This is a genomic window from Marinigracilibium pacificum, from assembly GCF_012926615.1.
Taxonomy (GTDB): domain Bacteria; phylum Bacteroidota; class Bacteroidia; order Cytophagales; family Cyclobacteriaceae; genus Mangrovivirga; species Mangrovivirga pacifica.
Genome location: NZ_JABBNU010000004.1, coordinates 343,751 through 357,059, shown reverse-complemented (window position 1 = coordinate 357,059; position 13,309 = coordinate 343,751). Strand labels below are relative to the sequence as shown.

11 protein-coding genes are annotated in these 13,309 nt (G+C 33.2%); 4 read left to right on the top strand and 7 right to left on the bottom strand.

Features of this window, described 5'->3' with window-relative positions:
• Positions 1–25 precede the first annotated feature (25 nt).
• Complete coding sequence (locus HH304_RS08270; protein WP_169680079.1) at positions 26–1,729, top strand: sodium:solute symporter; 1,704 nt, start codon at positions 26–28, stop codon at positions 1,727–1,729.
• A 43-nt stretch (positions 1,730–1,772) separates the two neighbouring features.
• Here the strand turns inward: HH304_RS08270 and HH304_RS08265 are convergent, their stop codons facing one another.
• On the bottom strand, positions 1,773–2,648 hold the full coding sequence (locus tag HH304_RS08265; protein WP_169680077.1) for a DUF2911 domain-containing protein: 876 nt from the start codon (positions 2,646–2,648) through the stop codon (positions 1,773–1,775).
• Between the two features lie 66 nt (positions 2,649–2,714).
• Here HH304_RS08265 and HH304_RS08260 point away from each other — a divergent pair, with 66 nt between their 5' ends.
• Positions 2,715–3,311: a DNA-3-methyladenine glycosylase gene (locus HH304_RS08260; RefSeq protein WP_169680074.1), complete on the top strand. Its 597-nt coding sequence runs from the start codon at positions 2,715–2,717 to the stop codon at positions 3,309–3,311.
• 124 nt (positions 3,312–3,435) lie between these two features.
• On the top strand, positions 3,436–5,055 hold the full coding sequence (locus HH304_RS08255) for an OmpA family protein (protein WP_169680072.1): 1,620 nt from the start codon (positions 3,436–3,438) through the stop codon (positions 5,053–5,055).
• 81 nt (positions 5,056–5,136) lie between these two features.
• On the opposite strand, the gene HH304_RS08250 is transcribed toward HH304_RS08255, so the two are convergent.
• The 5 genes from HH304_RS08250 to HH304_RS08230 all read right to left on the bottom strand — a co-directional run bounded on the left by HH304_RS08250 (position 5,137) and on the right by HH304_RS08230 (position 11,327).
• Complete coding sequence (locus tag HH304_RS08250; RefSeq protein ID WP_169680070.1) at positions 5,137–6,693, bottom strand: OmpA family protein; 1,557 nt, start codon at positions 6,691–6,693, stop codon at positions 5,137–5,139.
• 56 nt (positions 6,694–6,749) lie between these two features.
• Entirely contained in the window at positions 6,750–7,142 is a 393-nt protein-coding gene (locus HH304_RS08245; protein ID WP_169680068.1) for an IS1 family transposase, read from the bottom strand.
• Between the two features lie 72 nt (positions 7,143–7,214).
• Positions 7,215–9,044 carry an MASE1 domain-containing protein gene (locus HH304_RS08240; protein ID WP_169680066.1) on the bottom strand — a complete coding sequence of 610 codons (1,830 nt, stop codon included), beginning with the start codon at positions 9,042–9,044 and terminating at the stop codon, positions 7,215–7,217.
• 82 nt (positions 9,045–9,126) lie between these two features.
• Entirely contained in the window at positions 9,127–10,491 is a 1,365-nt protein-coding gene (gene hutF / locus HH304_RS08235; protein ID WP_169680064.1) for a formimidoylglutamate deiminase, read from the bottom strand.
• Positions 10,488–11,327, bottom strand: a complete 840-nt coding sequence (locus tag HH304_RS08230) for an N-formylglutamate amidohydrolase (RefSeq protein ID WP_169680062.1) — start codon at positions 11,325–11,327, stop codon at positions 10,488–10,490. The genes hutF and HH304_RS08230 overlap by 4 nt, the downstream gene beginning before the upstream one ends.
• Before the next feature lie 115 nt (positions 11,328–11,442).
• On the opposite strand from HH304_RS08230, the gene HH304_RS08225 reads away from it, so the two are divergent.
• Positions 11,443–12,504: a coiled-coil domain-containing protein gene (locus tag HH304_RS08225; RefSeq protein ID WP_169680060.1), complete on the top strand. Its 1,062-nt coding sequence runs from the start codon at positions 11,443–11,445 to the stop codon at positions 12,502–12,504.
• Between the two features lie 4 nt (positions 12,505–12,508).
• Here the strand turns inward: HH304_RS08225 and HH304_RS08220 are convergent, their stop codons facing one another.
• Positions 12,509–13,309: a queuosine precursor transporter gene (locus HH304_RS08220; RefSeq protein ID WP_169680235.1), complete on the bottom strand. Its 801-nt coding sequence runs from the start codon at positions 13,307–13,309 to the stop codon at positions 12,509–12,511.

Genomic DNA, 13,309 nt, shown 5'->3' with positions numbered 1-13,309 from the left:
TTTTGGTTATTTATTCTCTTAACTTATGAGTTGGATTGATTGGCTGGTTCTTTCAGGAACATTGATTTTTATTGTAGCTTATGGTACTTACAAGACACGCGGAGCTCAGGGAGTAGAAGATTATCTTAAAGGGGGGAATTCATCTAAATGGTGGACAATTGGCTTGTCTGTTATGGCTACTCAGGCTAGTGCAATTACATTTTTGAGCACTCCAGGGCAAGCTTATGCCGATGGAATGCGGTTTGTCCAGTTTTATCTGGGGCTTCCAATAGCTATGATAGTTCTTTCAATAACATTCATTCCTATCTTTTATAGATTAAAAGTTTATACGGCATATGAATTTCTTGAAACTAGATTTGATGCTAAAACAAGATCTTTAGCTGCCTTTTTGTTTTTACTTCAAAGAGGATTAGCTGCTGGAATTACTATATATGCACCGGCAATTATTCTTTCAACATTATTATCAATACCCTTATCAATTACTACCTTAATTATTGGGCTTTTAGTAATAATATATACTGTAATAGGTGGTACTAAAGCGGTTTCTCAAACTCAGCAGCAACAAATGGCTGTAATGATGGGAGGGATGATTATAGCAGGAGTCATGGTGGTATTTTTATTGCCTGAAGATATATCATTTAATGATGCTTTAAAGGTTGCAGGTAAAAGCGGGAAATTAAACGCTATTGATTTTTCATTTGATCTTGAAGACAGATATAACATCTGGTCTGGGATATTTGGAGCCTTCTTTTTATTTATGGCTTATTTTGGGACTGATCAATCTCAAGTCCAAAGGTATATTTCCGGAAAATCTATTCGGGAAAGCAGATTAGGGTTAATGATGAATGGGTTATTAAAAGTTCCTATGCAATTTTTGATACTATTCGTTGGTGTTTTAGTATTTGTATTCTATCAGTTTAATCAGCCGCCTGTCTTTTTTAATGAAGTAGCTATACAGGAAATAACAGAAAAGGAGGGACCTGAATATTTTGAGAAGATAAATAATGAGTATAGTGAAATACACAAAGAGAAGTCAGAGGCTTATAGGGATATGCTTTCCTACATGGAAAGTGGTGATGACTTATCAGCAGAAAAATCTGCTAAATTAGTTAGTGAATTAAGTGCTAAAGAAGAAGTCATAAGAGAAGATGTAAAACAATATATCAGCGAGAAATCACCACTAGTTGAAACCAACGATAAAGATTATATATTTATGACCTTTGTTATGGATCATTTACCAAAAGGACTAGTTGGTCTGTTATTCGCGGTGATATTTAGCGCTGCAATGAGTAGTACCTCTTCTGAGCTAAATGCTCTAGGCTCTACTGCTACAATTGATTTTTATAAGAGGTATTTTAAAAAAGATGGTACTTCAAGACATTATATGCTAGCTGGTAAAGTTTTGACTTTTGTTTGGGGGGCAATAGCAATGATATTTGCCTTTAATGCCAGTTTACTCGAAAATTTAATTCAATTAGTTAATTTATTAGGGTCACTTTTTTATGGTGCTATTTTAGGGATATTTATTACAGCCTTTTATGTTCGATATGTAAAAGGTACAGCAGTTTTTGTTGGAGCATTAATAGGTGAAACTCTAGTTATTGTTACCCATTTATTAAATACCAATGGGATTTTTAAAATTGGTTTCTTATGGTATAATTTAATAGGATGTGTATCTGTTGTGGTATTCTCATTGGTTATTCAAGCTTTAATAACCAGAATAAAATAAAAAAAGGAGCTATATAGCTCCTTTTAATTAATGAATTTCTTGATTACATTTCTTTCCATTTGGCGATAGCATCTTCGTTGTTTTTGATGTATCCGAAGTCACCATCAGGATTCTTTTTAGCTATTTCCATTGATTTTTCTGCTGTAGCTATAGCTCCTTTATAATCACCAGTTTTAGCCTGCATCTTTGCTTTATTATGCATTAACCAGAATGCATCAGGATTAGCTGCAATAGCTTTGTCAATCCACTCAATAGCCTGATTCATGTCTTTGTCCGCCATCAAGTAGTAATTTGCAGCAGCAGCATACATGCCAGGATCAACTTCTCCGTTTGCATTTATTACTTTGTCATTAATTTGAGCCATTACTTTTGAGTCAACTTCAGTAGCTATTTTAAAGCTTGCTACTGAATTACCCCATTTAATGTCAATCATGGCATCAGCAAAACCCAGGTTTGAAAATTCAATTGTAAATGTTTCATAGAATTCTTTAGATTCTTTGGCGTCAACAGTGAGTCTAAAAAGGTCATTTTCATCATTATATCCACCAGCACCCCAAAGTTCAGTGTTTTTATGAATAATAATTACCCATTTATCTTTAGAAGGAATAGTATATAAAGCATAAGTTCCAGCAGGGACTTTTTCACCTTCAAAAGTAAAGTCATCACTTAGAGTAATTTTGGTTGAAGCGTTTGCTCCGGTTCTCCATACCTGATCATAGGGTATTAATGATCCAAAAAGGTCTCGTCCTTTTGCACCAGGTCTTGAATAATCTACTGTAACAGTGCTAAGGCCTACAGTTTGAACTATTTTAGCAGTAGGGCTAGGTTGAGGTAGTTGTATTCCTTGTTGGGCATTTGCCGTATACATAAATAATGTCATGGCAAAGAAAGCCAGGATTGTAAATGTGTGTTTAGTCATGGTAATTTAAATATGTTGGTTTTGATTCTGTAAACGTAATTTTAGATATTCTGTTCAAAATTTTATATGGAAAAATTATCGAAAGAATTCTACTTACAAAATAATGTAGTTAGCGTTGCCAAACAATTATTGGGCAAAATTATTACAGTAAATAATAAGAAGCAATCACAGCAATTTAGAATTGTTGAAACAGAAGCATACCGTGGATATGATGATAAGGCCTGTCATGCCTCAAATGGAATGACTAATCGTAATAAAGTGATGTTTAAAAATGGCGGTATTTGTTATGTCTACCTTTGCTATGGAATTCATCATTTATTTAATGTGGTAACAAATACAGAGGGGAATGCAGATGCAGTTTTGATTAGGGCGGTAGAACCATTGGTTATTGAAACGGTAAATACCAATGGACCTGGGAAATGGACAAAGGAAGCAGGTATAACCACGGAATTAAATGGGGCTGATCTATTAAAAAAAGAGATATTTATTTCAGAAGAAGATAAAAGTAATTTTCGACCTGTTGTAGCAAGTAAAAGAATTGGTGTTGAATATGCCGGTGAACATGCATTAAGGTTGTGGAGATTTTATTTTGGTGATTCGGATTTTGTGAGTAAAAAGTTTAAACAAGATAAAATCCTTATTAATTCAAGTACTATCGATTGAAATTGATCGTTTGTTAACACTAATACTGAAGCAGATGTAATATACAGTTAACATTAGTTTGGTATAAATATTGATTTAAAAGAATAACCATTTATTTTTGAACTATAAACAGATACAACAAAGCATGGCCAATAAGTTATCCATAATATTATTAATTTTTTATTCATTTAGTTGTTTTAGTCAGGATTTTGGAGGCGAGCAGAAAAGTTTGGGAGGGATAATAAATAGTAAGGAGGATGAAAGTACTCCAGTAGTTTCACCAGACGGAAATAGTTTATTTTTTACAAGATCTCATCATCCAGGGAATTTTGGAGGTAAAGCAGATAAAGGTGATATTTGGATCTCAAAAAAGGGTTCTGATGGTAAATGGAGTACCCCGATGAATTTTGGCCAACCTTTTAATGATAATAGGAAAAATTCAATTCTTGGATTTTCTTCTGATGGATCAATAATGTATTTATATGGTCTCTATAGTGAAGATAATTCTACTCCAAAAACTCAAGGATTATCTTTTTCAATATATCGAAATGGCACATGGTCTTTTCCTCAGAAACTGGATATAAAGTATTTTAGAAATTATTCTGAAAATCAAGATATTTTTGTTTCAAAGGATGGAACAATAATGATTTTATCTTTGCAATCATTTGATACCAGAGGGGCAGAGGATTTATATGTTAGCTTTTTAAATATCGATGGCTCGTGGAGTGAACCTAAAAACCTTGGAGCAACAATAAATACTAAATATCAAGAGGTGACCCCTTATTTGTATAAGGACAATAAGAGCTTGTATTTTTCTTCCAATGGTCATGAAGGTCTTGGTTCTAAAGATATCTATGTAGCCAAGCGTTTAGATGATTCCTGGACAAATTGGACTCAGCCAAAGAATTTAGGAAGTGGAATAAATACCTCAGGAATGGAAAAATCGTTGTTTTTTGATCCTTCCGGAGAGTTTGTTTATTTGATTTCGACACATAATAGTGATGGTTATGGAGATATTAAAAAGGTTGATGTAAAGCCAGAGGATATCCTTCCGCAAGATACTGTTGAAGTTGTCACTCGTCAGGTGATAGCTCAGGTGATCAAAAAAGATTCGGCAATTATTCACAGAGTTGTTGAGAATAAATTCATTTCTTTTAATGGTGCTTTAAGAAATAAAAAGGACAAAACGTTAGTGGGTAGCGCTGTGGTTAATATCGCATTACCTAAAGATAAACAGGTAATTAAAAAGCTTGAGACAAATTCTGGCTATTTCGATATTTCACTTCCTGATGAATATGAAGATCAAAGAGTTTTAGTTAGGGTTGTGAGTCCTGGGTTTATGCCTGAAGAAAAAGCAATTTATTTGAATGCTGATAGCCTTAAAGATCAAATAAATATAATGTTAAACCCTCTTGAGGTTGGCTCTACTATTCAGCTTGACAACGTCCTTTTCCAACGGGGAACCTCAACGATGTTAACAGGATCTTATGATCAATTAGATTTAGTTGTCCAAATGTTGAAGGAAAACCCTAATATGAAAATTAAATTATCCGGGCATACTGATAATAGGGGTAACCCGAAACTGAATTTAAAATTAAGTGAGGAAAGAGTTGACAGGGTAATTGAATATTTAGCCGAGAAAGGTATTCAAAAAAGTCGTATGAATGGTAAAGGGTATGGAGGCTCTCAACCAATCGCCTCAAATGCCACTGAGGCAACGCGAAGACTTAATAGAAGGGTAGAATTTACAATTATTAAGAATTAAAAAAAAAAGCTGCTAAATGCAGCTTTTTTTAGTTGGCACTGTGATTTAAAAAATGTCTGTCGCCAGACTAGTTATAAAAAGTCAGAATGATAGGATTTTTATCTCCACTCTTCTGTTTCGCTGTTTGTTTTCTTCTGTTGTGTTTGGAGCGACAGGTCTGGTGTCACCAAATCCTTCAGTCTTAATTCTATTTTCTTCTATACCCAGATTGATCAATTGATTTTTGATTGTCTGTGCTCTCAAATTGCTTAATTCCATTTTAGAGTCATGTGGTCCTACATTATCCGTATGGCCTTCAATTAATATTTTAATTTTAGAATTATTTCTCATTAAAGCAGCAAGGTTATTCAGGTCCGGATAGCTTTCTTTAAGTAGGATAGGTGTAGTTCTTTTGAATAGTAAGTTAGTCATTGCAAGAGATGATCCCTTTTCAATTTTTTCTACTTTCAAATCTATTGAAGTAGTTAATTTAACTTCGGATAGATCAATAGTTTTGTTAAAACCAAATGAATTCTTTCCACTTGCCGATATATCTATTTTTTCAACTTTTGGAATTAATAGTTTGTATTCGCCATTTTCTCCAGATGTGAAAGCTTGAGCAAGATCTTCACCTGTAAGTGAATTTTTAACTTTGACGACCAGGTTCTCTTCTTCAGCTTCAACATTTCCTTCAATCATAATTGTTTCGTCAGGTGAATAATCTATATAGTCTGCAGGTATTTTATAGATGTTTCTGGTTTTAGAATTTCCTTCTTCTCCTGAAATAAAGTATGCGTAGTCTGATTTCGAAGGTACGGAATAATATGCTTCCCAACCTGGAGAATTGACTTGTGGGCCCATGTTTATTGGTGCAGACCATTTCGTCCATGTATCATCAAGTCTTTTAGAGTAGAATATATCGCTTTCTCCATAACCATCATGTCCTGTGCTTGAGAAGTATAGTGTACGTCCATCTGCTGATAAGTATGGTGAAAACTCTGCTCCTTTGGAGTTTAGAATGTCGCCCATGTGCAATGGAGGAGACCATTGGCCGTTATCCAGAATAAATGATACATATAAATCCTGATCGCCTCTACTATCGTTTCTTTCTATAGCCATTAATAGCGTTCTGTTATTTGGAGCCATATGAAAGTCAGCAAATATACTTTTGTTGTAGTAAGAGTATATTTTTATGTCTTCAGGTTCACTCCAGCTCCCATCTTCCTTAATAAATGATTGTGAAACAGGTGCGTTAGTTCCTTTGTAGCTATTAAGTAGAAGAATGTGTTTTCCATCCGGAGATATTGATATCATTCCATTAGGCTTGGAATTGTTGATTGGAGCTTTCATGTTTACAGGGAAGGTCCATTTATTATCAACTAATTTGGAAAAGTAGATGTCTTGTTCATCTGATGCTCCTCCAATATTGCCAGGATAATACATTCTTGAAAAGAATAGTGATTGTCCGTCAGGTGAGATAATGGGTTTGATCTCATGATATTTTGTGTTTATTCCTAACCCCACATCTTCGACATATATCTGGAATAATTTTTCCTTGACATGACGTTTGTTTGATGTTGTGTCTGATTCTGCATTTATAACTATCGAATGACACAGGATAATTGCAAGTAGTGTGATCTTTCGTGTGATATGTCGCATAGCTTTATTGTTTATTATGCTAATATAATATAGATAAAATTATAAGTCAAATTTATTTAGTCTTTTATATAATAAATTTCACTTTTATTCTCATTTATGTTGATTAATAGGGTTTTTCCTTCTTTGTTTCGCTTTATGATATTGTTGATGTCTTGCTTATCGATTGTCTGAATCCTTCTTCTATCACTTTTTAAGGGTTTAAGTTCAGGAGATAGGCTATTCATCCACTTCATTATGGATACATTTGATACATCTATAAGCTCTTCAATTGGCCTGTAGCCCAGGCCTTCGAGGTGTAGGAATAGTGCTAAACGCTTTAAATAAGAAGGTTTTTTACCTTTTCTTCTTACTGAGTAATGGTAATGACATTCTTTGCACTGATATCTTTGTCTGTCATTTACAAATCCATCTTTTACAAACTTTAAGGATGCACAGCGAGGACATTTCATAACTATATTTCTTGAATTTTGATCAAGATATATAATCTATATTAAATTAGCAAAATGATAAAGCAAATTTTTTTAAGTTTTGTTTTCAGCTTTTTTAAAAGAATCTGTCTTTTTGTGCTCTTGATTTAGAGAGTTGGGCTTTTTATTTGATTTATTAGGCTGATCATCGGTAGGTAATTGACTAAACATATTTGGAATAATAATCTCAACGACAGTTCCTTTGCCTGGATTAGAATCCATAAAAATAGATCCGCCAAGTTTATTTAATGTCTCTTTAACTATATACAATCCTAATCCACTTCCAGAATTTTTATCTGTAGCTCTATAGAACATATCAAAGATTTTAGGCATATGGTCTTTTTCAATTCCTATGCCATTGTCACTTATTTTTAGCCGAACACTACTTTGAGTGATATTAATATCTACAATTACCGATGGGTTATCATCATTGCTGTATCTGATAGCATTTGATAGCAGGTTGTTCAAAATAACCCGAAGTCTTTTGGGGTCTGATGCAAATTTACTGTTACGTGTAATGTTGATTTCAGGTTCAACTTCTTTATTGTGACCACTGTATTTTAGTTGCTGACAAATATCCAAAGTAAGACCACTTAAATCGATTTTCTCTATTGAGATATCTAATCTTGCATTTCTGGATAGGTCAAGTATATCTCTGATAAATGCATCCTGCTGTTCAGCACTTTTAGCTATCTTTTCAAGTATATCTTTAATCTTGTCTTTATCTGTTTCCAGTTTTGCCAGATTTACAAGTCCTAAAACAGAGGCAATAGGGGCTCTTAGATCATGACTTACACTATAAACAAAATTGTCTAACTCTTCATTGGCTTTGAGCAGATCTTTATTACTATTCAATAAATCTTTTTCAGTTTGTTTCCTGTTTTTAATTTCCTCTTTTAATTCTTTTGTTCTGTCCTGAACTTTTGTTTCAAGGTTTTCATTAAAGGAAATTAACTTTTCCTGTGCAATATTTCTTTCTGTAACTGTGGCTGAAACAATAATAGTCATTGCAGCTACAACAGCTATATAGATTTGCAATAGCAATAATGAATTCTGATAATTTGATGCAATAAATGGTCCTCTACCTTCAACTGTAAAATAGATTGTGATTTGTGCCAGTAAAACAATTCCAGTTATTGAAGCTTGTAAATTGAATCTAAAAGCTAACCAAAGCAAAAATGGAATTGATAGTAATGGTAATGATTTCTCTATTGGCATTGTCAAAAAGTCAATCTTCCATAAGATTAATAGAATACTGATACTTATAATAAATGCAGCAAACTCAAATAGATGGTTTTTTGTCAGATTCCATTTGCCGATTTTTACCCATGATAATATAAAGGGAGTGAATAAAACAAGGCTTACCATAGAACCAATCCATAAAGTAACCCATTTAAAAACGTAGTCTTCTGTAATAAGATTAAAGTATTTATAAGCTCCAATGGTAATAAATGCTCCAATAGTACTCATAAACATACTGACACCTACAAATTTGAAGGTATCAATGGTTTTTATAAATAGTTTATCTGTTTTAATGTAAAATTTGACAAGAATAAAACCTACAAGAACTTCAACAGTATGACCTATTGAAATAAATACTGCGGCTAATATACTGTCGTAATTAAAGGAAAAACCAAAAAAGTTAAATAATAGAAAATTTGAGATTAGTGATCCGATAAATACTCCAGGCCAGGATTGGTAGCCCATTAGCATCGCAAAAGCAAAGATGATTCCTGTTGCAGGCCATACAGGAGTAATATTGATGTCGGGCATCATAGTTTTTATTCCCATCAGCGCAGCCAGAATATAAATTAATGAAAGGAATATTATCTGGAAATTAGGGTTTTTAAAAAAATTACCTGCCCTTGTTTTGTAATTCAGCATTGATATAACTCTAAAAAATCTATAAGTAACTTAGAATAATAATACTAATATATACTTTTAAATAAATTAAAAAAATTGTTAGTTATCTAAGTCCGGTTTTTTCTAAAGTTTTTAATGCTCGTGTACTAATTTCTTCCTTTTTTATATGATTAGACTCTTCTACAATTTTTTCACCACTTTTGTATACATCCTTTATTTTTATAGTACTATCGCTATATAGCAATGTACTAAGGAGGTTTTTATTTGAAGATGACGCAACCAAAGGATGGTTTTGGTCAAAAACTACTGCATCAAATGAGTTGCCTACTTCAAAATATTTTGATGAATCAATTCCCGCTGATTTTCTTCCTTCGATTATTGAGTTATGAAACATTTCAGACCTGAGTCCTGTATTAAATGTGTTTCTTTGGTGTGTAACAAGTCTCTGGACGTAATCCAACCAACGCATATCTTCGAAAGGAGAGAGGCCTATATGACTGTCTGACCCGATACAAAGCCGACCATTGTTTTCAAGATAAAGTTTCATGTTAAATATACCGTCACCCAGGTTGCCTTCAGTGCTTGGACAGATAACTGCATTTACTTTCTGATTAGCCAATTGGATGGTTTCTTCTTCTGTGAGGTGGGTAGCATGGACAAAATTCCAATTGTTATCGCAAATTCCCAGACTCAATAAATATTCAACAGGTCTTTTTTTATGAAATTCGAAGCAGTCTTTAATTTCTTTTAATTGCTCTGCAATGTGAATATGGATAGGGCAGTCTAATTTTTCTCTCAGTGAAGTTAAATCATGAAGATCCTGTTCATCAACAGCTCTTAATGAATGAGCTGCAATTGCAATGCTGCCATAATTTTCTTCATTGATCACATCAATTGTATCAAGAACCAATTTTTCATAGGTCTCAAAATTGTTTGATATAAATCTTTTTTGACCTTCAGAAGAAGCTGTGCCAAAATTTCCCAATCGATAATAAACAGGCATTATTGTTATTCCTATTCCAGCAGTTTTAGCTGCTCTAATAAGACTTCTACCCATTACTGCATTATCTTCATATGGTGTTCCATCTGGCTGCCTATGCAAATAATGAAATTCAACTACATGGGTATATCCTCTCGTTACCATATCTGCATATAACTGTGCTGCTATTGCTTCAAGGTCTTCAGGTTGCAACTTGGATGCTAGGCTATACATAGAGTTTCTCCAGCTCCAGAAATCATCACTTTGATCTCTTGTTTGGACTTCAGCAAGTCCGGCCATAGCATATTGAAAAGCATGACTATGTGAATTTGGTACTCCCGGAAGTACTATGCCATTTATTGTTTCATAATTGATATCTGCTTTAGCTTCATTTGATAAATGAATGATATTTCCTTCATTATCAAGCGAAAGATAAGTTGATTCAGGTCCGTTTTCAGTAATAAGTTTAGGGATATAAAAATTTTTCATCGGCTTATGGTATCTGATTTTTCACTCATTTCAAGCATGTATTTCCCTAATGACGAAAAAAGAGGCGATAGCAATTCTTTCTGAATTTTTTCTGCTCTATCACAATCATACTTGGTTTCATCATCATTCATATAATTGACTTTAGCCATTTCTAGTTGCAAGGCATGAATATTATTACTCGGGTCACCAAAGCTTCGCGTAATTTGACCGCCTTTAAATGGATGATTATGAGTGTATAATCCTATGTTATTTGAGGATAGTGTTTTATCTGCAATAACAATTATTTCCTTGGCTGCAGATTTATTGTCGTTGTCTCCAAGAATGAAATCCGGGAAGGGTTTTTTACTTATTCCTGGTACCTGTTTTTTTATTGAATGTGCATCAAATAAAAGTGCCAATCCGAATTGATTTTTTATTTCATTAAGTAGTTCCTGAATCTTGTTATGATAAGGTTTATAGAATGTCTCCTTACGATTTTCTATCTCATTTTTATCTGGTTCTTTCCCAGAATGGTAAAGAGCTTCGTTGTTAAATGTTTTTGTAGGGCAAAGTTCTGTAATTACTCTTCCGTCATTGTAAAGAGATTGATTATCGGGATTTCTGTTAAGGTCGATTACCCATCGATGATAATTTGCAATAATCATGGGTATACCTTCATGATGACAAAATTGATATAATCTGTCAACATACCAGTCTGTATCTTCAAGAATTGATATAACATCCTGATTCATTCTAGCATTAATCTCATCAGGGATTATTGTACCAGCATGTGGTATTGAAACTAAAATTGGATATTTTATCTTCTCAGGTATATGTAATCGATAAATACTTTCCATGGTAAGGAGGTTATGTTGTACTCAAATTTAGTAATGACAGTTTCTTTTTGCTCATTTTAATTAACTTTGTAGTTATTTTTTAATATTTATGAATTTGGATAGGACTAGATATATTATGAAAACGAAATTATTTTTAGCATTCGTCCTGATTTTTTCACCTGTATTGATTTCGGGACAACAAGCAAAAGATCAAGACCCTTCAACTATCAGAACAATTACTGATACTGTTTATGTAGAAGTTGAAAGAGAACTTCCTGAAAACTATAAAATGTTACTGGAAGATATAAATGACTATTCTGAACTAAAAGGGATAGACGAACCTGAGAAATTTGAATTTGAAGTTAAAAAAGTTGATTTGAATAGGGGGAAGGATCAGGGGATTATGGTAATTATTCCTGAGGCTGAACTTGAAAGAGTTTCAAAATTATGGGAAAAGGAGCTCGAAAATATCTTTTCAATCTTTAAGAGCAAGGTTATCAATGAAGGTAATCTATATTATATCGAGAATGAAAAAATCGATGGTTTTGGAGATAATGAATTAAGTCTATATGCGAAAATTGATCAGGTGGATAGTGGAGTAAAAATTGAAACTTATGTAGCTGATTCTCTAAAGGTTTTAAATTCAGATGCTGACGCCAGGGCTTTTGACAGATTAAAAGCATATGTTGGATCTTTTGCTCAAGAGGCATATCAGGATTATGTTGATACCGAGATTGATAGAGAAAAGGACATATTAAAGGATAAAGAAAAGGAATTAAATAATCTGAATAAGGATCTGGAAAAATTCCGTAAGAATGTTAAGAAAAATGAGGTAGATATTGAACATTCTAAACAAGATATAGAAACGAATAAGCGTACTATTGAATTAAATGGTGAGAAAATAGCTAAGTTAAAAAATGATCAATATGATGCGAAAGTTGCTGATAATGATGATTTAGAAAAGAATATTAAAAAGGAAATAAAGAAGCTGGAAAGAGATAAAGACAGATTGCAGGATGATAACAAAGATCTACATTCAGATATTGTAGAATATGAGCAGGAGATAATGGAGCTTGAGCATGAAATCAAGGAAAATCTGAATAAATCATTCCTGAAAAAAGCTGAGATAAGAAGGCAACAGACAATCGTTGAATTATACGAAAAGAAGAAATCTAATATCTCAAATCCAAACAGATAATAATTTAGCGGCTGCTTGCAGCCGCTTCTTCCATTATTTTCTCTGCTTCTTCTTTACCAAGATATCTATCAATAACCCAATGTGCTACATATAGCAATGGAGTGAGTACAATGGCAATTATAAATTTATAAATGTAATTCATCATACCTACATTTAATAATTGATCCATCGACCACTTATATTGAGGTGACTGAAATAATACAAATGCAATATACAGCACCACAAAACTATCAACTAATTGAGATACCAGGGTAGAGCCAGTAGCCCTTAGCCATATTTTATCTGATCCGGTAAATCTTCTTAAATAATGAAAAACGGTAACATCCAAAAATTGACCAATTAAGAAGGCAACTAAAGAAGCAATTATTATTCCGCCGCTTTGTAGGAAAATTTTATTGAAGGCGTAGTCTACATCAAATGGCCTGCCATCGGGTGTTTTGCCATTTGTTTCGAGCCAAAAGTCAGCAGGAGATAGTTTTGTGATCAAAAAAATGATTACAAACATATATGAAATAAAAACGACGGTTGCTATACTTATTTTTTTTACTCCTTCACGGCCGAAGTATTCATTTATCACATCAGTAGTAATAAATACAACAGGCCATAAAATAACACCCGCTGTAAGATTAAAGCTCATAAGTGACTCAGTAAATAATTTAAGATTTACAGGATCTGCACCAAATGTTTTTTCCAGGCTGAAGATCTTTACACCAATTACTTCAGCTAACAGTGCGTTTGTCAGAAAGATGCCTGATAATATGAAGAATAGATTTCTTTTTTTCTTGCTACCGCTTATTGCCACTAT